The sequence below is a fragment of the Ignavibacteriales bacterium genome (assembly GCA_026390775.1).
Taxonomy (GTDB): domain Bacteria; phylum Bacteroidota; class Ignavibacteria; order Ignavibacteriales; family Melioribacteraceae; genus Fen-1258.
The window spans coordinates 971515-995839 of sequence record JAPLFF010000007.1 but is presented as its reverse complement, the minus strand read 5'-3'; the positions used below and the strand labels follow the sequence as shown (position 1 = coordinate 995839).

25 protein-coding genes are annotated in these 24325 nt (G+C 34.5%); 13 read left to right on the top strand and 12 right to left on the bottom strand.

Annotation, left to right across the window (positions count from 1 at the left end):
• Nucleotides 1-256: 256 nt before the first annotated feature.
• The 7 genes from NTZ27_09605 to NTZ27_09575 all read left to right on the top strand — a co-directional run bounded on the left by NTZ27_09605 (nt 257) and on the right by NTZ27_09575 (nt 5846).
• Nucleotides 257-1045, top strand: a complete 789-nt coding sequence (locus NTZ27_09605) for a MotA/TolQ/ExbB proton channel family protein (GenBank protein ID MCX6174994.1) — start codon at nt 257-259, stop codon at nt 1043-1045.
• Nucleotides 1046-1053: 8 nt separating this feature from the next.
• Entirely contained in the window at nt 1054-1527 is a 474-nt protein-coding gene (locus NTZ27_09600) for a biopolymer transporter ExbD (protein ID MCX6174993.1), read from the top strand.
• 14 nt (nt 1528-1541) lie between these two features.
• Entirely contained in the window at nt 1542-2048 is a 507-nt protein-coding gene (locus NTZ27_09595; protein MCX6174992.1) for a biopolymer transporter ExbD, read from the top strand.
• 14 nt (nt 2049-2062) lie between these two features.
• Nucleotides 2063-2797 (top strand): energy transducer TonB, encoded by a 735-nt coding sequence (locus NTZ27_09590; GenBank protein MCX6174991.1) that lies wholly within the window; start codon nt 2063-2065, stop codon nt 2795-2797.
• A gap of 195 nt (nt 2798-2992) precedes the next feature.
• Complete coding sequence (locus tag NTZ27_09585) at nt 2993-3850, top strand: substrate-binding domain-containing protein (protein ID MCX6174990.1); 858 nt, start codon at nt 2993-2995, stop codon at nt 3848-3850.
• A 15-nt stretch (nt 3851-3865) separates the two neighbouring features.
• A complete protein-coding gene (locus NTZ27_09580) occupies nt 3866-5257 on the top strand; it encodes a tetratricopeptide repeat protein (GenBank protein ID MCX6174989.1) in 1392 nt (463 codons plus the stop codon).
• A 25-nt stretch (nt 5258-5282) separates the two neighbouring features.
• The gene (locus tag NTZ27_09575; protein MCX6174988.1) at nt 5283-5846 is read left to right on the top strand and encodes an inorganic diphosphatase; all 564 of its coding nucleotides are present in this window, start codon (nt 5283-5285) and stop codon (nt 5844-5846) included.
• A 212-nt stretch (nt 5847-6058) separates the two neighbouring features.
• On the opposite strand, the gene NTZ27_09570 is transcribed toward NTZ27_09575, so the two are convergent.
• On the bottom strand, nt 6059-7486 hold the full coding sequence (locus NTZ27_09570; protein ID MCX6174987.1) for an amino acid permease: 1428 nt from the start codon (nt 7484-7486) through the stop codon (nt 6059-6061).
• Between the two features lie 59 nt (nt 7487-7545).
• Nucleotides 7546-8418, bottom strand: a complete 873-nt coding sequence (locus NTZ27_09565; protein ID MCX6174986.1) for an ABC transporter six-transmembrane domain-containing protein — start codon at nt 8416-8418, stop codon at nt 7546-7548.
• Nucleotides 8419-8552: 134 nt separating this feature from the next.
• Between NTZ27_09565 and NTZ27_09560 the strand changes: the two genes are divergently transcribed.
• The gene (locus NTZ27_09560) at nt 8553-8675 is read left to right on the top strand and encodes a hypothetical protein (protein MCX6174985.1); all 123 of its coding nucleotides are present in this window, start codon (nt 8553-8555) and stop codon (nt 8673-8675) included.
• An 86-nt stretch (nt 8676-8761) separates the two neighbouring features.
• On the opposite strand, the gene NTZ27_09555 is transcribed toward NTZ27_09560, so the two are convergent.
• The 5 genes from NTZ27_09555 to NTZ27_09535 form a co-directional block, all read right to left on the bottom strand.
• The gene (locus NTZ27_09555; GenBank protein MCX6174984.1) at nt 8762-11710 is read right to left on the bottom strand and encodes a GH92 family glycosyl hydrolase; all 2949 of its coding nucleotides are present in this window, start codon (nt 11708-11710) and stop codon (nt 8762-8764) included.
• A gap of 102 nt (nt 11711-11812) precedes the next feature.
• Nucleotides 11813-12037: a hypothetical protein gene (locus NTZ27_09550; GenBank protein MCX6174983.1), complete on the bottom strand. Its 225-nt coding sequence runs from the start codon at nt 12035-12037 to the stop codon at nt 11813-11815.
• Between the two features lie 13 nt (nt 12038-12050).
• Complete coding sequence (locus NTZ27_09545) at nt 12051-12560, bottom strand: DUF1648 domain-containing protein (GenBank protein ID MCX6174982.1); 510 nt, start codon at nt 12558-12560, stop codon at nt 12051-12053.
• A gap of 111 nt (nt 12561-12671) precedes the next feature.
• Nucleotides 12672-13121 (bottom strand): DUF1569 domain-containing protein, encoded by a 450-nt coding sequence (locus tag NTZ27_09540; GenBank protein MCX6174981.1) that lies wholly within the window; start codon nt 13119-13121, stop codon nt 12672-12674.
• A 46-nt stretch (nt 13122-13167) separates the two neighbouring features.
• Complete coding sequence (locus tag NTZ27_09535) at nt 13168-14115, bottom strand: fatty acid desaturase (protein ID MCX6174980.1); 948 nt, start codon at nt 14113-14115, stop codon at nt 13168-13170.
• A 282-nt stretch (nt 14116-14397) separates the two neighbouring features.
• Between NTZ27_09535 and NTZ27_09530 the strand changes: the two genes are divergently transcribed.
• Nucleotides 14398-14907: a hypothetical protein gene (locus tag NTZ27_09530; GenBank protein MCX6174979.1), complete on the top strand. Its 510-nt coding sequence runs from the start codon at nt 14398-14400 to the stop codon at nt 14905-14907.
• Nucleotides 14904-16139: a FecR domain-containing protein gene (locus NTZ27_09525; GenBank protein MCX6174978.1), complete on the top strand. Its 1236-nt coding sequence runs from the start codon at nt 14904-14906 to the stop codon at nt 16137-16139. Before NTZ27_09530 ends, NTZ27_09525 begins: the two co-directional genes overlap by 4 nt.
• Here the strand turns inward: NTZ27_09525 and NTZ27_09520 are convergent.
• The 5 genes from NTZ27_09520 to NTZ27_09500 form a co-directional block, all read right to left on the bottom strand.
• Entirely contained in the window at nt 16120-16614 is a 495-nt protein-coding gene (locus tag NTZ27_09520; GenBank protein MCX6174977.1) for a hypothetical protein, read from the bottom strand. The two genes, NTZ27_09525 and NTZ27_09520, sit on opposite strands and share 20 nt — an antisense overlap.
• A gap of 236 nt (nt 16615-16850) precedes the next feature.
• A complete protein-coding gene (locus NTZ27_09515; GenBank protein ID MCX6174976.1) occupies nt 16851-17783 on the bottom strand; it encodes a phosphatase PAP2 family protein in 933 nt (310 codons plus the stop codon).
• 197 nt (nt 17784-17980) lie between these two features.
• Nucleotides 17981-18454, bottom strand: coding sequence for a hypothetical protein (locus NTZ27_09510; GenBank protein MCX6174975.1), 474 nt, complete (start codon nt 18452-18454; stop codon nt 17981-17983).
• A complete protein-coding gene (locus NTZ27_09505; GenBank protein ID MCX6174974.1) occupies nt 18451-18894 on the bottom strand; it encodes a hypothetical protein in 444 nt (147 codons plus the stop codon). The genes NTZ27_09510 and NTZ27_09505 overlap by 4 nt, the downstream gene beginning before the upstream one ends.
• A 104-nt stretch (nt 18895-18998) precedes the next feature.
• On the bottom strand, nt 18999-19298 hold the full coding sequence (locus NTZ27_09500) for a 4Fe-4S dicluster domain-containing protein (GenBank protein MCX6174973.1): 300 nt from the start codon (nt 19296-19298) through the stop codon (nt 18999-19001).
• A gap of 245 nt (nt 19299-19543) precedes the next feature.
• Between NTZ27_09500 and NTZ27_09495 the strand changes: the two genes are divergently transcribed.
• The 3 genes from NTZ27_09495 to NTZ27_09485 all read left to right on the top strand — a co-directional run bounded on the left by NTZ27_09495 (nt 19544) and on the right by NTZ27_09485 (nt 24324).
• The gene (locus NTZ27_09495) at nt 19544-21556 is read left to right on the top strand and encodes a M1 family metallopeptidase (protein MCX6174972.1); all 2013 of its coding nucleotides are present in this window, start codon (nt 19544-19546) and stop codon (nt 21554-21556) included.
• A gap of 14 nt (nt 21557-21570) precedes the next feature.
• On the top strand, nt 21571-22488 hold the full coding sequence (locus NTZ27_09490; GenBank protein ID MCX6174971.1) for a hypothetical protein: 918 nt from the start codon (nt 21571-21573) through the stop codon (nt 22486-22488).
• Nucleotides 22489-22662: 174 nt separating this feature from the next.
• Nucleotides 22663-24324: a hypothetical protein gene (locus NTZ27_09485; GenBank protein ID MCX6174970.1), complete on the top strand. Its 1662-nt coding sequence runs from the start codon at nt 22663-22665 to the stop codon at nt 24322-24324.
• Nucleotide 24325 lies beyond the last annotated feature (1 nt).

Below are 24325 nucleotides of genomic sequence, written 5' to 3'. Positions count from 1 at the left end.
TTATGTTTCATTTGTTATATATAATTTCATTTTGAAATACCCGTAAATCCTTTAATTACAACCATTATTTTCTCTTGATTGCAAAATGAAATCGCCTTACTTTCACTATGCATTTTTTCAATTTTCGAGTAGATCGTAATCTTAAACATTCCGATCGTTTTTACGATTTTTTATAGAAAATTTTGCCTTGGGCATATAGGCACGTAAATTGGCTGTACTTTAAGTAACATATTTATTTATTAACAGGAGAGTAACAATGAAACAATCTGCTTTTATCGTAATTCTTTTCTTCGTTGCCTTAGTCGCAGCTTTTATTATTTATTTATTTGTGCTGGGCAATCCGGCTAATTTTGCAGACTATGCAACAAAAGGGACAAAAGAAGTTCCATTGGGCGGTAACATTATGGGTATGGTTTACGTTGGCGGTCCGCTTGTTGCATTATTAATTTGTCTTTCAATTATGGTATTTGCAATTATTATTGAAAGAGCACTTTCACTTAAAAAAGCTGCTGGTAAACAAGTAATTCCAAAATTCTTTAAAAAAGTAATTGATCAGATCAGAGCGAATAAAATAAATGACGCTATAGCTTCTTGTGATGCACAAAGAGGTTCTGTGGCAAATGTTTTAAAAGCAGCTTTAAGCAGATTTCAAGAAGTTACCTCATCCGGTTCAACAGTTGATAATGAAAAGAAACTTGTTGAAGTTCAACGTTCAGTTGAAGAATCAATGATGTTGGAAACACCGCTCTTAGAGAAAAACTTAATTGCACTTTCAACAATTGCATCTATTGCAACAATGGTTGGTCTTTTAGGAACAGTTATAGGTATGATTCGTGCGTTCAAAGCTCTTGCACAAGCAGGCGCCCCGGATGCAATTTCTTTAGCTACCGGTATTTCTGAAGCATTGATCAATACCGCGGGCGGTTTGTTTGCAGCTATTCTTGCTATCGTTGCTTATAACTTTTACGTAAACAAAGTCGATAACTTCACATACCAAATTGATGAAGCAAACTATAACGTTATGCAATTATTAAAAGAAAAGTGAGGTAATTAATGCCGCGCATTAAAAAGAAAAGAGTCTCTGTTCGTATAGATATGACTCCGTTGGTGGATGTGGCATTCCTGCTTCTTACCTTCTTCATGCTTACTACACAGTTTAAACCCACAGAAGAAGTAGAGATTACCTTTCCATATTCGCATGCGGAAGTTAAACTTCCGGAAACCAACACAATGATTCTATATGTAAGCAAAGATTCAAAACTGTTTCTTGGTTTCGATTCATCTATATTAATGGAAAAAATGTTTGGCCAAGCTAATCGGCTTCGCCAGGCTGTTGAAGTTAAACAGGAAAATCTTGGTGATCTTTTAATCAAAGCAAGAATTTCTAATCCTAAACTTATTACTATAGTGAAATCTGATGCTGAATCAGAATTTGGATTAGTTCAGGATATGATGGAGCTGCTTCGAAAAGTTCAGATAACCAGATTTAATATGGTAACAAATTTTAAAGTTGATAAAAAAAGTTAAAATAGGAGAATAATATGGCTGGTGGTGACGTTGGCGGCGATGGCGGTGGACACAAACAGAGAAAAGGTAGTAAAAGGAAACCAAAGAAAAGACTCAATATTCGTATTGATATGACTCCTTTGGTAGACGTTGCTTTTTTGCTGTTAACATTCTTTATGTTAACAACAGTCTTCCGTAAGCCACAAACACTTGAAATAAATCTTCCTCCGGATAAAGATGTTGAAGTTAAAATGGCCGAATCAAATTTGCTAACTATCAGATGCGATGAACAACATAATCTTTATTGGAGTGTTGGATTTGATTTGCCTCATAAACTTACTTTTGAGCAATTACCAAAATTCCTAAAAGAGAAAAGACAAGAGAACCCAAAATTTGTTGTACTTCTTAAGATAGATAGAAAAGCAAAATATCATGTTATGATTGATCTGGTTGACGAATGTGTTCAAGCCAATCTTAACAGTCGTGCTTTTGCACCAATGACTGAAATCGATAAAAAAGAAATGTCAAAAGCAACCATATAAGCCGGAGGAAAATTATGTCTGAAACAATAGCACTTAAAAAAAATGGCGGAATATATGGAGCTTTCGAATTAAAAAAGCTCTACCCAAGAAATTATGCGATCGGAGTAACGATTGCGATACTTCTTCACTTATCGTTGATAGCATCTTATTATATATATCAAGAGATTACTCGCGAAGATTTTGATAATGCGCCGACGGTAGGCAGAGTATTAAAATATAGTGACCTTGGTCCACCGCCTTCTATTACAAATGAAGCACCTCCGCAAATATCTGTTGCAGGCCCAGTAGCTCCTCCTACGGTTGGTGTTCCTGTCCCTGTTCCTGATGAACAAGCTCCACCTGAAGCTACAATTGCTACTCAACAAGAGATGAGCCAGCAGGTTGCGCCAGCTTTGGGTAATGATATAGGCGGACAAACTCAAATCACTCAAGATATAAAAATTGAAGAAGAGCCGGGAATAGATGCTTTCGTAGCAGTGGAGAAATTACCCGAGATGGTAGTTGCCGTAAAACCGGAATATCCTGAAATTGCAAAACGCGCAGGTATAACCGGAAAAGTTTTTGTGAAAGTCTTAGTTGATAAAGAAGGTAAACCGAAAAGGGCAGTAGTAATTAAAACAGATTCAGATTTGTTTAATGATGCAGCGATTGCAGCAGCTATGAAATCGGCTTTTACTCCTGCATTGCAGAATAATCACCCGATTGCTGTTTGGATAGTTTTACCATATAGATTCCAATTACAGGAATAATGAAAAACTTGATGACATATATTGCATACACTGCGGGCGTTATTTTTATTTTACTTGGGCTGGCAATTTTGTTTACAAACTTATTTCCGGCCCATCTTCCTTCTCAACTTAAAATAACGATGGGAATTGTTCTTTTTCTCTATGGCGCATTCAGAATTTTATCTACTATGTTCAAGGTTAAAAGACGCATAAAAAATGAGGACTCTAACTAAAATATCTTTTCTGTTTTTTCATTTTATTTTGATGTTCACTGCTTGCAACGAACGTCAAATATCTCCGCTCAAGGGCTCACTTAAATGTTATGTTGATGAATCTCTTTACAATGTTGTTAAAGCAGCAAGAGATACTTTTGTTGTGCATTACCCCGGCAGCAGTATAGAATTAGTTTCAGTTAAAGCGCGCGAAGGAATTGCATCGGTTCTTAATCAAGAAGCAAAGATTTTTATCAGCACCAGGGAATTGAACGCTGAAGAAAAAGCATTTTCTGAAAAATCAAAATTAGATTTGCACCACATTAATTTTTGTTATGATGCCGTTGTTCCAGTTGTAAGTGAAAACGATTCGAAATATCAGATTACAGTCCAAGAAATAAAAAGTTTAATATCCGGGCAAACAACAAATTATAAAGTTATTGTTCCCGAACACAATTCCGGTGTTTATGAATATTTGAAGGAAAACGTACTTGATAAAAAGGAACTTCAGAATATTACAATAGTTAAAAGTGAAGAAGAAGTAATCAGCAAAATAAAACAGACAAAAAAAAGTATTGGCTTTGTAGGAGTTAACACATTAACTGATGTAAAAGGAATTAAAGTTTTGGAATTAGGTTCAAAAATTAGGAGTGATGGAGAAGTGTTATATTATAAACCATATGCCGCTTATTTGATAACTCAGAATTATCCTTTTACACGGACTACAACTATTTTTCTGAATGAAATTGGTATTGGTTTGGCTTCGGGATTTGCAACTTTCTTAACAAGTTTTGAAGGCCAGAAAATTGTAGCAAAAAATAATTTGGGACCAGCAACTGTTCCAATTAAAATGGTGAAATAAAACAACGGTAAAAAAATGAAAAAAACAGCCCTTTTATTTATTGGAATCTTTTTTGTCTTGTCGTTTAATGTAAATGCACAGAGCTCAGTAGCTGATGGTGAAAAAGCTATTAAAAATAAAGAGTACTCTAAAGCTTTAACTATTGCCAAAGAGTTTATTGATAGCAACAACACAACAGATGCTCTAAGACTTTTAATTCAATTACGCGAAAAGAATTTTAGTGACATTAAACTATTTGAATATTTAGGCGATACATATTCAAAAATGAATGTTGCTGAGAATGCTATTATAAATTACGAACAAGCCGAAGCAATGGACTCATTAAATATTCAATTGAAATTTAAATCTGCAGAATTACTCTCAAAATCAAAAAGATATAAAGAAGCCGGTAATAAATATTTGAAGATTATTCAGATTGACCCAAATAATACCAAAGCAATTTTACAAACTGCTACTATTCTTTATCTGGCGAAATATTATAATGAGGCGGCTACTTATTACGAAAAATATTTAGCTCTTGAACAAACCAAGGATGCATATCAAAAAATCTCAAAAGCTTTTTTAGAATCAAAAAATTATGATAAAGCGTATAAATATGTAGTTGAAGGATTAGTTAAATATCCTGGTGATGCAGCTTTAACTAAGAGTGCAGCAATTGCATCTTTTGGTCTGCAAAAATTTGAAGATGCCGGAAAATATTATTCCGCAATTCAGGATTCTCAGTTAACAGTAAGCGATTTGAAAAACGCGGGCAAAGCGTTTCAAATGATCAAAGCGGATTCCATTGCTATTAAATATTTTGAAAAAGTAATTAAGAAAGATCCCGCTCAATCAGGTCTGTTCATGGAGATGGCAAATATCTATTTCCGAAATAAAAAAGATTCTCTTGCGATAATATATTATATGGCAAAAATTAAAATAGATCCAGGCTACGAGCCCGCATATCGCAATATGGGATTTGCTTATTATGATATGAAAAAATGGGATGGCGCAAGACAATCATTTTTAAAAGCAAAAGAAATAGTTGATACAACTTTTCAAACAAATTATTGGTTGGCGCAATCCTATAGCCAAATGGATTCAACGGATCAAGCCGCAGAACAGTACATTAAATGTCTTAGACTTTCAGAAGGAAAAGAAAAACAGCATAAAGATGAAATTTTTACTGCAAATTATTTTTTGGGAAGACGCGCTTATGATAGGAAGAATTATAGTGCAGCCCTACCTTATTTAAAAAAAATTCTTCTATCTAAGCCAGGAGATGTTGGTACGACAGAGATGATTGCTATTTGTTATCATCAATTACAAAATATAGATGAAGCCATTAAATGGTACAGAGCGGTTCTGAAATTAAACCCTAAAAGCGAAGTTGCAAAAAAGGGGTTGCGAATGTTAAGTGCTGATTAGACTTATAAGGCAACAAGATTAAACCATGACACAAAAAAATATTAGTAAGTATTTCAATCCTTGGCACCATGTAAGTTATGGTGATGATGTTCCGGTATTTGTAAATACAATAATAGAGATTCCGGAAGGCTCTAAAGCAAAATACGAGCTCGATAAAAAAAGCGGTCTTCTTAAGTTAGACCGCGTTTTATTTTCAGCTGTTCATTATCCCGCTAACTATGGCTTTATTCCCCGCACATTAAGTGATGATGAAGATCCGCTTGATATTCTTGTTATATGTTCTGTAGAAGTTGATCCGCTCTGTTTAATTGAAGCAAAAGTTATCGGCGTTATGGAAATGGTTGATAATGAGGAGAAGGATGAAAAAATCATTGCCGTAGCAAAGAATGATATTTCTGTGAATTATATAGACGATCTTGAACATATGCCGCCGCATACAATGATACAATTGCAAAGATTTTTTGAAGACTATAAAAAGTTAGAACACAAAAATGTTGTTGTGGAAAAAATTGTCGGTAAAGAGGAAGCATATAAAATTATTCTTGATGGAATAAAGCGTTACGAAGATATTTATGGAAAGGAATTATGATGGATAAAATTAATTCAATAACTAATTCAGAACAAAATGAAGCCACGGGTAATTACAAACTTTCTAATTCGCTTTTGTACTTATACTCGCTTTTGGGATTTATTTTCCTGGTTATGATTTTTGGTATGGGATATTTTCTTTATTTCATTTTCAAATAGGATTATTCAGTATATCATAATTAAAAAGACGCGTTACCGCGTCTTTTCTTTTTTTTAAAAATTATCTTTTATGTGATACTTCTTTTGCCTGTATTTCCAGAAGAAGTACATTGGCAAACCTGCCGCGATCAATATTAATCCCATCATAGCATTTGATGTATCTGATATAATTGTGTTTGCCAGAAATAAAAATGAAAAGACAATAAATATTATTGGAGTATAAGGGTAACCCCAAACTTTATACGGACGTTCTGCATCAGGCATTTTTTTGCGTAAGACGAACACACCATAAGCGCCAAGCATATAAAATAAATATGCACCGAATATTACATAATCTGTAATGGTATCGAACGAGCCAGACATTACTAATACACATGACCAAATTCCTTGCACAACCAAAGAAACATGAGGAGTTCCAAACTTAGGATGAACTTTACCCAGACCTCTGAAAAACAAATTTGTTCGCGCCATTGCATATGGAATTCGTGCCGTTGCAAGTATACTGCCGTTGAGGGCACCAAATGTAGAAATTATAACGGCAATAGCAATTAATGATCCGCCGTTTGTCCCGAAAATTTTTTCTGCCGCAGTGGCAGCAACAAGCGGAGATTTAGCCATCTCATTAATCGGTAGAACGTAGAGATAAGCAATATTTATTAAAACGTATACACCGATTACAATCAACGTTCCCCACAACAGACTAAGTGGAATATTTCTTTTCGGGTTTATTACTTCGCCAGCAACATAAGTAACGCTGTTCCATGCATCGTATGCCCAAAATGCGCCGGCAAACGCAAGACCAATCATTGCTATTAAATTATGAGAAGTAGATGCCGGAATTGCAAATCCAGTGTATATATTTGAAAAACTTCCGTTACCCAAAAGAAGAAGAAAAACAGAAATTAAAATGATGGAAATAATTTTTACATAAGTAACAATTGTTTGAACAACTCCACCGAAGACAACGCCGATATAATTAACACCTGTTAGGAAAAAAATGCAGAGAATTGCAACTGCTTTAGTTCCAAAATCCAAAAACGGATGGATGTTTCCAACAAGAGGCATGTATATTGCAAAATCCTGCCAGTGCTGTGATAACTGCGGATACTTTATAAAGTAACCGAGATATTCGGCAAAAACATATGCTATTGCAGCTTGGCTTCCAGTTTGAATTACCGAAAGAATAGACCAGCCATAAAGATATGCAGTGAAATCGCCGTACATTTTTCTGAAATAAACATACTGTCCGCCTGTCGCATCAATCATTCCGGCAATTTCAGCATTAATAAGCGCACCAATAAATGTAATGATTCCGGCGGCGATCCAAATTATAATAAGCAATTCGGGAGAACCGAGTTGCTGCGCCATTACTGATGGTTTACGAAATATACCGGAACCGATCATAGAACCGGCAACGATCATTATGGTTGCAGTTAATGTTAATCCCCGGACGAGCTCAGTCTTTTTATTTTTTTCTATCATTTAGGTTGATTAAAAAAGTTGGCACAAAATAGCTAACTATATAGAAAAGTCCAATGAAATTATAAATCCGATTCAATTCTTTTTGAAAGGTCTTGTAATGATGTTATACTTTCTAATAATTCGGGGATGTATTCAACAGAGGTAACGAATGTCCATAAATAAGCAACGATCGAGTAAATATTTCCCAGGGAAAAATTATCCAGATCAATAGCAATATAAAGAACGAACAAAAATATTATTAACAAAACAAATCTCATAATCCCGAAATTAGCCGCACCCCAAGTTGCAATTTTTTCTTGAAGCTTTGCCATTGTTTTATAAATAGTGGTTACTTGTTCGGGCTTTCTCTTTGAAAATGTATCATAAATTGTTTCATAAGTATCATGGAGTTCTGCATGCAGTTTTACAACATTTCTTCCGTAAAGAATGCTTAGAACTATCAGCGGTAAAGAGATTAACAAACAGACCAGCGAAATTCTTAAATCAAAAAAAGTTAAAGCTATAACTGCGCCAAGTATCGCAATAATCTGCTCGGCAATTTCCGGAATTCTATACTGAACAAATGTTACAAATTCTTGTGAGAGATGTGCCCGTGCAACAGTTTTAGAAGTGTCGTGTCTAAATTTATTACCGGCTTCTGCAATCTTAGTAACAAGTTCAACATACATTTTTTGAAATACCCGCGGTTCAAATCTTCTGCGAAAAGTGCCGGAAGCTGAATTTATTAAATATGCAGTTATCCAAAAAATTAATGGAACAATGTGAGCAAATTTATCCGACGGAACAGTTGGATTTGATCTTTGAAGAAAAGCATCTATTAAATTTCCAAATAAAGTTGGCTCAAGAATCCATGCAACATTTTCGAGAAAAATGAGAAAAGTAATTAGTGCAATTCCCTTTCTATGTTCTTTGATTAATTTGAAAAGAGCCATTTAATTTTTTTAATTGCTAAATGATTGTTCCGAATAATTAATTAGTTCAAAATTTTTATGAAATAAAAATAATAACTATCTTGGCAATGTGCATTTAATGTTTTTACTACTTTAAGAAAAATAATGAGGTTTTGATGGAAACTGTCGGCAATAAGAACAAATTAAATGATATTGCTTTCTACTTTTTAATGGGAATTCTTGGATTCTCTATCGTATTTACGGTTGGTTATCTACTATACTCTGTACTTTTCGGTTGATCATACAAGAAATTAAAAAAATACGATAATAACTTACACTCTCATAAATATTTTTTTCTTGTACAAGAATTAACCCCATCAAAGATTTATTCAACTGTTACTTCATCGGCAAAAATCCATGCTTTACCGCCGGCGCCTTTATGCCATGCAGGACAAACGCCAATATTCTTTGCAAAAACTTTTAAGTAACGTGCTTTAACGTTATCAACTTTTGCAGAGAATCTTTTGATCATCAATTCTTGGTTAGTTGTCGGAATATTATTGATGATATTGGCGATCTGCTTAAAATTTATTCCATCATCGGAAGTAGAAAATATAACTTCAGTTGGGAAAAAAATCCAAACATTTGGGTCGTTCAAAAATCCGATTGATAAATTATTTAATTGTGTTGGTTTTGTTAGATCAATCACGGCTTCAAGATCATTTCCTTCAAAGCCCTGCCATTCACCGCTTTGAAAATATGTTGTTCCGAACCTTCCATCCGTAAGAGCCACATCGCCGCCGCCGTTATATCTTTCATTAAAACTAAATGTGTATTTCGCCGGCGGATATTTTGATTTAATGAACTTTGAACTCATTGTAAAGCTACGGTCCTTGTCACTTGTGTAAGCAAAAGCTTTGATCGTAGCGGTTTGATTAATAATAATCGGTTTAGAATAAAGCGGAGAATCAAAAGTCGGTTCGCTTCCATCAATAGTATAGCGAATCTTTGCATCTTCCGTCCTACACATTAATTTTATTGAAAGAGTATCGTAAAAAGTTTCTCCTCTGGAAGAAACATAAGGCATCGAAACTCCTTGTTCTACTGGACGCATTGAAAACATTTCGGAATTATCATTGCCCCACGATTTATTTGGAGTATCGCCCATTATGAAAATTGTTTCTCCGCCATTCATAATTTGTTCATGTGTAAAGTAAGGGTGTTCATAAATTTTACCGTTTGAAGAAGCGAACTGAATATATTTATTCTCATCGGAAGCATTCACCGTATGAATTACAAATTTTTTACCGTTTTCCAAATTGATCGTAACTTTATCGAAGATCGGTGAACCGATTGCGTAAATGTTTTGTCCCGGCGTTACAGGATAAAAACCCATTGCTGAGAAAATATACCACGCCGACATTTGTCCGCAATCGTCGTTGCCGCATAGTCCATCCGGTTTTGATGTGTAAAGTTTTTTCATAATCTCTCTAACATGCCATTGAGTTTTCCATGATGCACCGGCATAATTATATAGATAAGCAAAATTGTGTGAAGGTTCATTTCCGTGTGCGTATTGTCCAATCAATCCGGAAATATCAGGCTGAAATCTTCCTTCGAGTTTATCAGACTCAGCAAATAAACCGTCAAGCTTTTTAACAAAATTTTCATTGCCGCCGTAAAGATCAATCAAACCTTTCAGATCGTGTGGAACAAAGAAACTATACTGCCATGCATTTGCTTCTGTATATTGTTGTGTAACTGCTTTCGGTTCGAACGGAGTAATCCATGAACCATCTGACATTTTTCCGCGCATGAAACCGGTTGTTTTATCAAAAAGATTTTGATAAAAGAGAGAACGCTGATTATATTTTTTATAATCTTCTTTTGCACCAACCTCTTTTGCAAGTTGAGCAATGCACCAATCATCATAACAATATTCAAGAGTTTTGGAAACGGATTCGTTTTCTTTATCGGCAGGAATAAATCCGCGCTCTCTATAAGATTTTTGTCCGTTCTGATCGCGTTCAGCGCTAGTCTTCATTGCTTCAAGAGCTTCCTTAGCATTGAAGCCGCGGAGACCTTTCATGTAAGCATCAAATATTACCGGAACGGAATGATAGCCGATCATGCACCAAGTTTCGTTGCCGTCGAGTTCCCAAACAGGAAGTAATCCGCCATCTTTATATTTTGCTAAAATTGATTTAACAAAATCACCGGCTCGTTTTTGATCTATGATAGTAAAGAGAGGATGTTCGGCGCGGAAAGTATCCCATAAAGAAAAAACAGTATAATGATCATAATCTTTAGCTGTGTGAATCTTGCGGTCCATACCGTAATATTTTTTGTCAACATCGGTAAATAAGTTTGGAGTTATTAAAGTATGATAAAGTGCTGTATAAAAAATTTTTTTCAGATCTTCGTTTTTACTTTCAACTTGAATCCGGTTCAGTTCTTTCTCCCAAATCTTTTCCGCTTGAGCTTTGATTTTTTCAAAATCAAAATTTGGAATTTCTTTTTCAAGATTTTTTCTCGCACCCTTGATGCTCACAGCAGAAATGCCAACGCGGATAAGTATTGCTTCACCTTCATTTGTTATAAAGCGCAGATAAGCTTTTACATTCCTGCCCGAAGCTTCACGGCTTCCATCCTTGAGAACGTCATTCGTAACTGTTCCGAATTGCGTAATCGGTTTTGAAAATTCAGCGACAAAATAAACAGAATGTTCCTTAGCCCAACCGCGTGATTTTCTCATTCCTTCAATTCTGTTGTAACTTACAAATTTTATATATGCTTCTCTGTCGGAATCGAGCCCGTGTTTGAGATCAATAATTATATTCGAGCTGTAGCCTTTAGGGAATGTGTACTTATGCAAACCCGCTCGCAACGAAACAGTTAGTTCGGCTTTTACTTTATAATCATCAAGATAAACGCTGTAGTAACCGGGAGAAGCTATTTCATTTTCATGTTTGAAGCGTGAGCGATATCCTTCGCCGGGTTTCAATTTACTTCCGGGGAAAAAATTTAAATCGCCGACAGTCGGCATAAATAAAATATCGGCTAAATCTGTTGCACCTGTTCCGCTTAAATGGGTATGACTGAACCCCATAATCGAATTATCGGAGTAATGGTAACCGGAACACCAATCCCAACCTTCGATTCCCGTATCCGGAGAAAGCTGAATCATTCCAAACGGGAGAGTCGCACCGGGATAAGTATGGCCGTGTCCGCCTGTTCCAATAAATGGATCTACATACTCGATAAGTTTTTTGTTTTGTGCGGATACATTCAGCACAATAAAAAATGTAAACAATAAAAAAATTTTTTTAATCATAATAACACCATTTTCTTTGCGACCTTTGCAAAATCTTTTGCGTTCTTTGCGTTAAGTTTTTGAAGCGCAGAGTACGCGAAGAAGACGCAAAGTGCGCAGGGTTTATTTAATATAAAACAAACTTACCGGAACAATTCTTCTGCTCATGTCGGCAGTTTCGTATTCAAGTTTCAATGATTGATCGCCTCCGCTTTCAAAGTACAAAATTTTATAGGATATTTCCATTTTTGCCGGTTTGGGTATAATTGAAACAAATTCTTTTTGATAGGCATGATTTGGTATGACGAGTAGAATCAAAGTAAAAAGAATAGTAAAAATCTTTTTCATTATAGAATCCGTGTTAAGGTTGTTTGTCAATTTTAGAAAAATAAATTATCATCTTAATTGTTAGAAAGGACATGGTGATAAGCATAAAAGCAAAATAGATCCAGACAGCAAATGTTAATTTGCCTTTGCCGCTTATATTTGTGTTGTAAACTTCTTGAATTATAAACGTTAAGAATCCTATTGTAATACTTCCAAGCCAGAACATGAATCTACGGAAGACAAGAAAGGTTTCTTCCCGATTCTTCTCGTTTAACCAATAATCTTTATTGGGAAGATTAATCATTGTCTTTGGCAGTTTCGGTACAAAATATATGATGCAAGAAAACATTACCGCAAGAAATACCATTGTTGCAAAATGAATAACGATGGATGTTTGTTTACTTATCCAGGCATCGGGTTCATTTCTCATATTAAAATGTGATGCGATTGTTTCGGGAAGGTGCGGATAGTAAAATACCGGCAGTATTAAAGATAAAGTAACAACTGCAAAAAAGATTATAGCCGGATACCTTAAATTTGACATTGAGAGCTAAGATTTTAATAACAAAATCCGTAAAAATTAGGAGAGAGAAAAGAAGTTTATTAAACAAAGTGTTAAACTTTAATTTCGAAAGATTTTACAAAGACAATTTTTTTACTGGTTTATTCCAAACTGTCCCAAATGGTGTGTAAAATGTTTCTCATGAAAGACATCCCATTCGTTTTTATTGAGTTCGCCAAAAGTGGGATTAACTAGAGTAGCATCGTGGTGTTCTTCAAAGTATTTATAATAATCCTCTAATTCTTTCTCTAGAACTAATTTTGCTTCTTCTAGGTTTTCATATTCTAAAGGTAACAGGCCTTCACCGATAAGCGGATTAACAAATCCTTTCGGTAAAGGTCTTCCGCTCATTAAAAATCTTTTTAATGTTGGAATCTTTTCCGGCGGATTAAAACAGCCGATATTTAATTTACCGTTACTTGTTCTTACTGCCAGAATCAAGTGCTCAATCATATGTTGAGCCGACATTTTTCCCCACAACTGTTTTGTATCTTGATGTAAAGCGACGAGAAGTTCTAGTTTATTTAAAAGGGGTTTATTCAAAACAATCCTTTCTGAAAACATTTTATTCTTGAGTTATAGGAATACTTCATCTATTTACCCGAACCATTCTGGAATAAAGTGAAAGACTAGGATCAAATAAAAATTTAAGCCATAACTTCATCCATGATTTATGTGAAATAAGATTATCATAAAACTCTGGGGCAGTCTTTTTTATTTTTGGAAGATTATTCCACGGCACAGATGGAAAATCATGATGTTCATTATGATAACCAACATTAAGGGCAACAATATTTAGCGGTCCATAGTAACTGTACGTTTCTTGCGGCGGATAAGTTAGAAAATGTTCTTGAATCCAACGGGCTCCCAACGGATGAAGACCGATCGAAAAGAAAAGGGAAACGAGCATATATAAAAATGAAATCCAACCAAAGAAATAAATCAGCAAGACATCAAATCCAAAGACAACGATCCAATTAATTATTGTCCACTTATTTATAAAATCAATTTCTTTTAATCTTGGCGTGCGCAGACCTTGAAATACAGGAAAAAATAAAAGCCATAATGCTTTCCCGATAAAAGTATTCCCGATAAGTTTTGCTTCCCATTTGCTTGCAAGATCGGCATCAAGATAGTAATTGCCTTGAAACGAATGGTGCTTCAGATGGTAACTTCTAAAAGAAATTGCTGATGGAATGCTCATCGGCAGATCGCAAATAATTCCTGCAATCATGTTGGCGGCTCTGCTCTTAAAAATTAAATTGTGAGAAGATTCATGTATTAAAACAAACAAGGTATGATTAGCAAATGCACCAACTAAGTATGCAACAATTAATGCCAGCCACCATTCTTGACCGCTGAGTAAAACAGCTATTGTAATCTGTAAAGCGACAATTGCAATTATATAATAGATGCTGTATGGATTACGGCCAAGAAACTCTCTTACTTCGGGATGTGTTCTTAAGATCTCCCGTGTTCGCTCTTTATGAGGTTCAGGCTTGTCAGAATAGTTAAAATCTTTTTCTCGCTTCAACATATTTTTATACCGTTGTTACTATTAGAATCACTTATAGAATACAAGAAACAAACAACTTGTTTATTCAACGTAATAAGCTATTGTGACTAAGTCAATTCTATGGAGAGGTAGTATCTTATAATTTAGTTATCGAAATAGAACTTCATGGATTATATAAGATATCAATTTTTGCTTGATGGAAAGGCAATTTATTTATATCATATTTGTGTAATAATTAAAGAGTTTGTTTTACTCCGCTTAATCCGCTTTTTATACGGTATTTAATAATATTAAGATGATGCTTTGACAGTTGATAACACAAACTATGTTGAATATTTGATCGAACATTCCAAAGATGGAAGAAAACGATCGTTTATTGATTTATGTGAAATTAATCTCAGAAACGTATACACTATTTCCTACCGCCTCCTTTCCAATGAGGATGAGGCACAAAAAGTCACACTTCATACTTTTGTAAAATCATGGGAAAAAATAAAAGAATATGATGGAAAAATTCCTTTCTCAATTTGGATGAAAAATATTGCCATTGGTTATTCAATAAGTATGTTAAATAATAGAGATGAGAATTATGCTGAAAGAAAAAGACCGATAAAAAGTTCTTCCGAACATGAATTTTTAGAAAGCCACATATTGTCACTTCCCCAAAATGATAGAATCATCATTATACTTCATGATATTGAAGGATACAGCTACAAAGAAATTCACAATTTTTTTGAAGATTTAGAAATTGACGAAATAAAAAGTAAATTAATTAACACCCGGGAATATTTAATAAATAAGATATCCGTATGAATTGCGAAGAGATAAAAATCGGACTCCATGATTTTGTAGATGAACTTTCCGATGATATTATGAAACATAAAATCGAAGTTCATTTACGTACTTGTGATAAATGTTTTAATGAATACAAGAAGCTAAAAAATCTTTTCGATAAACTAAAAGATCTTACTAATACTGTAGAACCTCCGGAAGGAATAATCCAAGCATTTTCATCAAAGCTTTTGGAAAATAGCATAAAGGACGATTTAAAAGAAAAGATTGCTTCGGATCCCGAAAAGATTAAAGAAGAGCAAATTAATCTTGAAAAAAGTATTCGGGAATCTAGCGGTGCCATGCGAAAAAGTATTTTATCAATGACTTTAATGGCGACGGGAGTTTCCAAATCACTTCCCATCCGTTCACGCTTAAATTGGTCTAAAATTATTTTAATTCTTTTACCCTTTGTACTTCTCGGCGTAGCTTATATTGTTTATGATTTGCAAAGAAATAATTCTCCTTGGGAAATAAAAACTGCTGAAGGCAGAATACTTATTAACGGGAAGGACAATAACACTGGAATGATTTCTGAGGATGAAAGTTTATTAAGCAGCGACAATTCAAAAGCGGAAATTTTAATACCTCATATAGGAAGTATTGAAGTCAACCAGAATTCAATAATAATTTTGAAAAAAGCCAAGGATAGCGACAATAGGATTATGTTAGAAAAAGGTTCTGTGAAGATCAAAAATGTTTCTAAGGAACCGGATTTTGCCATAGATCTAAAAAATAGTTCCGTAATTGATCGGGGCGGTGAGTTCACTGTTTCAGTTGATGAATATGGGAATGCTAAAGTCTCTGTAAATTTTGGTTTTACGGAAATTAATTATAATAGTGAAAGCTATTTTCTTAGTGAAAAATATGTCTGCGATATAATGAACGGGAAAAACCCCGGAACCCCTTACCGTTCAGATGCGCCGGATACATTGATAAAGGAAATAAAAAACTTTGATTACAATAATGGCGACGATAATTCTATTGATAATATTATTTCTACGGCACGGAAGTCAGATATGTTAACACTTTTGGCGATTATTCCACGTGCTTCTCAAACAAAAAGAAAAATTTTATTTCAAGCAATCACTAATCATTTTCCACCGCCGGCCAATGTTACTAGAATGGATATTATAAAAGCCGATAAAAAAATGCTGCACTTATGGTGGGAAGAAATCAAAGAGCAGTTAAAATCTATTTCTGATCGTAAGTAAAAATCGGGGTGGAAACATATCTATAAATCTTCCAAGAGCCGTCTTTTTGTTTTTTTAAGATTCTTATACCTTTTTCTGAATAAATCGGATTCAATTTTTTTTCTATAACATCCGGCATTAGAAAAGAACCGCTGCAAATAAAATATGCAAACTCTCCGGAAATATTTCCCTCATCAATTATTATTTCCCATTTTCCTTCTGGAAATTTCTTTTGGGAATTTACTATTTCATTACGAAGCGCATCAACTCCGGCAAGATCGTCGGAATCGGCGACAACACCTTTGTAATCTAAATCAAAAAAAGAGAGTGCTTTTTCTAAATCATTGCTGTTGTAAGCATCAGCAAAACTTTGAATAGTTTTTCGCGCATTATTTTCGTCAGTTGTTTTGATAATTTGTTTTTCAGTTTCCGGAACATCTTTTGTGCAAGCCGGGATCAGAACAAGAAACATTAGAATTACAACTATGAGCCGCATTTCAAATTCCAATTATAATTGAAAAAGTTTTGTACAATTATAAGGATTATATGTTTTATGTAGGAAATTATTTTAAATGATTTTATGAAATCATAAAAAAGTTAAAATAGTGAAAAAATAGGTACTGAATTTTTATATACAAAAATTATTGTCTTTAATTTTCAATTATAATTTGCGAGTATTGTCTCAGTTACTGCGGTGGCTTTTTATAAAATGTTTCTTGCAAACTGAACGAATCAAAAATGATAGGCGAGACCAAACCCCATACCATTATTATAATCAGGATAAATTGACCACGAAGAATTATCACCATCATTTTGTATTAAATTATTTCTGCCCGAGATAACCTTTCCAAACATATATCCTATGGCTACCGCTAAAGGAAAATCGCTGAACCAATGCCACCCTCTTGCAACTAAACCGATTCCTATCAAACCGATTGCCGAGTAGCCAACAGGTTTAATCCAAGAGGCTTCTGAATAATTATCTGCAATTACAGTTAGCACTGCAGCAGATGTTGAAACATGCCCCGAAGGAAATGAATAGTATTTAGTTTCATTGCGTGAATAATCTTGCATGTTTGGAAATGGTCTAAACAATCCGTGAATGTGTGATGCCGATTGGGGACTTTCTCTGCCGCTAATATGTTTTAGAATTTGAACTGTAATTCCTGTAGCAAGCTCGGCTTCAACAATTTGAAGAGCTGTTCTTAATGCTCTATTATCATTTAACGCAAGACCGACTCCGCCAAAAGCCGAGGCCATGATTAAATGAAATTCACCACCGCCTAACCAAGAAATATTTTTACTCCATTCATGTATTGTGGTGGAAGTTCTATAGCTGGACCTAAATGGTTCAATGGTTTTGTGATCAATTGAAATGAGAAACCCGGTTAATATTGTTAGTTCTGCCATTGTACTAATACTATTTGCACTAAAAGCATTTTGACCAAGAGTATAAAAATCTCTAGGAAGTTTTGTAATAGGATCATGCCAATTAAATGTATTTGTGTCTTCTGTTTTTATAATAGGAGATACTTGCTGAATAGTATACGAATGATCTTCGAGTTGAAAGAAAAACAGACTCGGATCTTCTTGTGCGGATAACTTAACAAGATAAATCGTACTGATAAAAAAAAGTATAAAGATAACTCTAAGCTTCTGCTTCATTTTTTAATTATTAATAGTTTTACAGATCCATACGGAAAGAATTGATCGCAATATAACTAAAAAAGCTATTTTCACAATTGGTTATTAAAATTTTTCAATTGGTGGATCCGACCAATTTAAAAAGAGTAGTAAAGAATTGGGCTGGAAAGTTGTGTCTAATAAATGTATTGTTTATATCATCAAAACATTATTTCTTCTTAAAGTATAGGGCTGTATAAAAAGAATTTTAGAATAGCGGCAACCATTACTATCTGATCTTTTGTAATCCCCAGTGTCTCTAATATTTTTTTAAGATCAATTATATCTTCACCATAAATATCCGACAGCATTCTTCTGGTTAGCGATTTGTTCTGCTCGAAAATCATTAGTTCGTCGTTGCTAAGTCCGCTGTTAAGATATTCCTGCGGAAAGCTGTAGATCACAAATTTTTCATCAGCAAATATTTTCTGATAAATTTTCAGATTTAAAGGAACTTTAAAATTATCTTGCAGAATTTCGAGACGATTGAGTCTTTCCGTATCTAAACTATTAGATTTAGTACTTAATTGCTTCTTATCGCTCGGAGTAATCTTTTTATTACTTAAAGTTTTGCTGGTGTCATGTTCTGTTTGAGAAAACAATTGAGCGGTAATTATTATTAAGAGAAATAATGTCTTAAGGAAAAGCTTCATAAAATGCTCAACAATAAGATGATTATTACTCCAATTGTTTTCGCCGCACCTAATATCTTTCTAATTTTAGCAATTGTAGGATAAGTCTCCTCTTCGGAAGGCGGTAGTTTTATCAAACTTTTCACAGCCTCTTTGTTTTTTTTATAGCGAGCCAATTCCTCTTCCGATAGGCCGCTTGCTAATTCATCTGCTGAAAAACTTGAAGTGTCGTCTATTACAATAAAAGGATTTCCTTTTAGGTTTTTAATCTCTTGAAGATCTTTCATTTTAATGATTAGAGTTCTTGGCGGAAGTTGCGGTACAACAAATAATTTATTATTCAGACTATCTTTAATCACCAATTTATTTTTTTCATTTCTTTTAAAAAAGGTTGAATCTTCCTGAGCCATTAAGATAATTGGAGAAAGAACCAGCAATGAGCCAATTATTATGAATTTCATTGTATGCCAAATATGCTGATTCTTATAAAGGAAAGTCGTAAGCTAAGTTCCGTTTAAAATAAAAAACCCCGACTTGGTCGGGGTTTGAATAAGAAACAGAAAAGTTATCTTCCAACTTTATCCAAATGTTCTTTCTTTGCAGCCAATTGTTCTTTCGTTTCTACATGATTTGGATCTGGGGCGATTGCTTCTGTTGGGCAAGCTGGAATGCATTGCGGTTCATCATAAAAACCAACACACTCGGTACATTTTTCTGGAACGATGTATGTGAGTTCTTCCGATAAAGCTGCATATTCTTGTCCCCCTACGTTGTAAGCTAATCCAGGTGAGTAAATAGCGGTATTCGGGCATTCGACTTCGCAAGCGTTACAAGAAATGCATTCCTCAGTAATCATAATTGCCATGAGTATTTCCTCCGGATAAAAAAATATTTTTTTTGAATAATGCTTTCAAAAATAATCAATTCTTTTTAATCTGAATTAAAAGAATTAGAAAAACATTATGATATGGACTCAGTATCCGATTAAAGACGATGAATTGTTAGTGCAAACTATTTAGATGTGAAGGGAGGGATTGTTACAATTAACAATTGACTTTTATATGATGTTAAAGGATTTTATAAGTCAAATAGATTAAAAACGGAATTTATATGAAAACACCTCTCAATTTTATTTTTTCTTCGTTTTTATTTCTCTTCCTCATTGCATTTGGAGGAATTCGTTCACAAATAATTTTTTCTCAACCGTTGAGTCCTCGAATAGCAAATTATGAAATTACGGTCAAGCTAGATGCGGATAAAAAAATGCTTAACGGAAAGGAAATTTTGCGCTGGAAAAATACTTCCCCGGGTATAATAAGTGAACTTCAGCTTCATCTTTATCTTAATGCATTCAAAAATACCAACTCAACGTTTATGAAAGAATCCGGCGGACAACTACGTGGAATAGGTATTGATAAGTATGATGAAAAATCTTGGGGTTGGATCGATATTCTTTCGATGAAAAGAAAAGATGGAAACGATCTGACAAAAAATATCAAATTCATTCAGACAGATGACAACAACAAAGATGATCAAACAGTTATTTCTGTTGCGCTTGATAAACCGCTGAAACCAAATGAAGAGATTCAACTTGAAATAAATTTCAACGCGAAACTTCCTAAAATATTTGCACGTACAGGGTATGCCGATAATTATTTTTTAATCGGTCAATGGTTTCCAAAGATTGGTGTGTATGAATATCCCGGAATTCGTTATGCTGAAAAAGGAGGATGGAACTGTCATCAGTTTCATGCTAACTCCGAGTTTTATGCGGACTTCGCTGTGTTCGATGTAAACATTACTGTCCCATCATCATTCATTGTAGGCGCTGTTGGAGTACTTCAATCGAAAATAAATAATGGCTATGGAACCGCAACTCATCACTATAGAGCAGAAGACGTTGTGGATTTTGCATGGACAGCTTCGCCAAAATTTAAAATTGTAAATGATCAATGGCAGAATGTAAAAATAAAAGTGATGCTTCAGCCGGAACATTTCGCACAAGCAGATCGCCACGTCAAAGCAGTAAAATACGCACTCGATTACTTTGATAAATACTTGGGAAAGTATCCTTACACAACAATTACTGTTGTTGATCCGCCGCTTAACGGATTTGGTTCTGGCGGAATGGAATACCCGACATTTATTACTGCGGGAACTCTTTGGGGATTACCAGAAGGAATAAAACTGCCGGAAATTGTAACTATTCATGAGTTTGGACATAATTATTTTATGGGACTGCTTGCCTCGAATGAATTTGAAGAGGCGTTTCTTGATGAGGGTTTCAACCAATATTTTGAAACGCGAATAATGAATTTTGCTTACGGTGAAAAAACTTCAGCAATAAATCTTTTTGGTTTTAAGATGGGAGATTTTGAATTTACTCGGCAGGGTTACGTTGGGATGAAAAATCCGAAGATAGCAGAGATATATCGTAAATCGTGGGAATATAAAAATGGCGGATATGGAAGTTTAACATACAACAAAACTGCCGTAATGTTGAAAACACTTGAAGGATTAGTTGGTATTGAAACAATGAATGAAATTATGAAAACATATTATGAACGGTGGAAATTCAAACATCCGTGCGTAAAAGATTTTATTGCTATTGCAAATGAAGTCGTAATAAAAAAACATGGAAGAAAATTTGGAGATAACATGAACTGGTATTTTGATCAGGTGCTTTATGGAAGCGATATTTGTGATTACAAAGTGGGTTCAATTTCCAACCAGCAAATTGAAAAGCCAAATGGAATATTCGACGAGAATGGAAAGAAAAAATTTGTGAAAGGACAAACAGAAGAAAATATGTACAAATCTTCTGTTGTTGTTTACCGCTCCGGTGAGGTAAAGCTGCCTGTTGAGGTTTTAATTACATTCAATGATGGGAAAAAAATTGTAGAGAACTGGAATGGACAAGCCCGTACATACGAGTTTGAGTATAAAGGTAAAAGTAAAATTGTCTCAGCACAGTTGGATCCTTTTTACAAAATTCCGCTCGATGTGAATGTTGTCAATAACAGTTTAACTACGGAACCGGAATCCGGAGTGTTTGAAAAATACACCGCTAAACTTTTGTTCTGGTTCGAAAATGTATTGCTAACAGCTTCAATGTTGTTCTAAGAGAGAGGTGAGAAATGAAAATAATTGGTTCATACATAGCAGGACTTAAAGAAGCATTGCGTCAAAAGAAAATTGTAACACTTCTATTTATCATCACGTTACTTCTCAGTGCAGTTTGGGCTGCAACATTTAAATCTGTTATGGTAACTGCCCTTGAAGGAAGATCCAATCTTTACAAACTTCTTAATGATTTTGATTCTACAATTTACTCGGATTTCATGAATAACTACGGCGACTTAGTAAAAGCTTTCATTACTGGAATGGGGTGGTTGTCGATGTTTTACTTTTTATTTACTGTATTTTTTGCCGGAGGCGTTTTCAGGTTAATGAATCAAAAACTTGATAAAGTAAACGGAAAAAATTTCTTTGTTGGTTGCGCACAATACTTTTTAAGATTTCTCCGGCTCGGTTTATACACACTTTTGATCCAGTTGATAGTATTCGGTGTTATAGCAATAATATTTTCTGTTGCGACTATGAATATGACGGAGACCTCTACTGAACCGACTATCTTCTACACTTATTTGGTATGGATGATTCTTCATATAATATTTTTCATTTTCATTACTATAGTCTCTGATTATGCTAAGATAATTCTAGTAAAAGAGGATTCTAAAAAGGTATGGCAGGCGCTACGTAGTTCATTCAAGTTTATAATTAGAAGAATACATTTAGTTTATTCTCTTTATCTGTTAATAATTATTCTTTTGATAATACTCACAATATTATACCTCTGGCTGGATTCTGCGATTGGGATGAATAGTATGATAGCCGTATTAGTGATGATGATAATCCAGCAGTTTTTAATTTGGGCGCGGATGTTTATAAAAGTATGGTTGTTTGGAAGTCAATTCAATTTTTATAATGAATACTATATAGCAAGAACACAACCAATGCAGACTCAAGAAATATTTTTAAATGAAAATTTATAAAGTAATGATCACAAATTTTGCGACCACAACAAACTAAATTATTTCTTTGCGTCAATCTCTTTTAACAATTCATCACAAGCTGCGTTGAATTGTGTTCTACCTCCTTGCTCAAACAAAAATTAATCTCTAACTTTTCTCAGGTAGTTAAGTTGTATAAATCAAAAAGGATTAAAAATGAATTTATTTCAAAAGCATTCGAAAATTTTCTGTGCACTCGTTTTTATGTTCCTCACCGCGCTGATTCAATCTTGCAATATTAATACAAATCCAACAGCACCGAATTGGGATGTTTCTCTGAATGTTCCAATCGCCAACAAGAGCTATACGATGTTTGATATTCTTGAAAGCAAATCATCAACAATCCAACATTACTCAGATGTTACAAATGGAAATTTGCTCTATTATTCAAAAATTCAGCAAATGGATAAGATCGTATTGGGCAATAAACTGCAATCAGATTTACCCGGAGTTAATGGAGCGATTAGCATCAATTCCGATTCAGTTACTTCCGATATTGATTTTTCATGGATAAGTCCGCCTGTTAGTCCCGGTATGCAGGTTGTTCTTCCGCCCATTCCGGAAACAAATGTAACAGGAAATTTTAGTTTAGCCGATCAATTCGAAACCATAAAAATTGAATCCGGTCTTATTGATCTTGAAATTACAAATTATTTTCCTTCACCGGTTAGCATAACTCTTAGAAACATAGTTTTGAAAAATGCGGGATCTGGGGAAATCATCGCACAGATATCAACGCCGATTGAAGTTCTGCCATTGCAAACAGCTAAAGTAAATTCAATTCCAATTTCACCTGGAGTAAAGGTAAAAAATCAGTTGAGTCTAGAATCTAAAATTTCTTCAACAGGAAGCAGCGGACAGCAAATTACTTTACCTGACAAATCATTAAGAATAAAAACAAGATACCGTAGGCTCATGGTCTCTGAATATACGGGGCAATTAAAACCAACCGTGTTGGAAAAAACCAGAAGCGCAGTTTCTCTTGATGTGAAAGACATACAAAAAAAATTGCAGTTTCAGCAGATCAATTTGAAGAATCCTAAAATTGAACTCCGGTTTAGATCAACTGCAAATGTGGAATTTAGTATTGATGGAAGTATTGAAGCGCGGAATGCAATCGGACAACGAAGCGTAATGTCTCTTAGTTCGCGAACTTTGAATACAACTCTTATCTCGCAAACTGATTCAATAATAACATTCAATGCCGACAGCGTAAGTAATTTTTTCAATAAATTTTCACAATTCCCGGATTCAATAGTAGTTTTCACCGGGGGAACAGTTAATCCAAATCATAAAACAATAAGTCTGAACAAGAATGATCAAGTAACAATAAGCAGTAAAATGGAATTTCCATTTGAGTTTGGTTTGAGCGGCGGCGAGTTTAGTGATTCAGTTAAAGTTGATCTATCAAATGATGACCGCAATCAGATAAAAGATGTTAATTCTCTCGGTGCGGCATTAAAAATTACAAATGGTATTCCGGCATCATTTAGTTTTACGGCTAAGCTTTACGATCAGAGCAAAAACTTTTTGATGTATTTCCCGCCTAAGTATTCAGATCAAGATACGATTGTTAGTGTAGACGGAGCTGTGGTTGATGCAAACGGAAATGTTATATCAAACACAATTCAAAACGTAACAGTGAAGACCTTAAAAAGTGAAGTTGATAAAATTTCAAAAGCATCATTCATGCGTGTTCGAATTAGATTTAGTACGTCGGGATCTGGAAACCAGGCAGTAAAGTTTAAGACAGATAACATGATCAAGTTCCTTGCCTCGGGTTCAACTAATTACCACATTAATCCGAAGGGGAACTAAA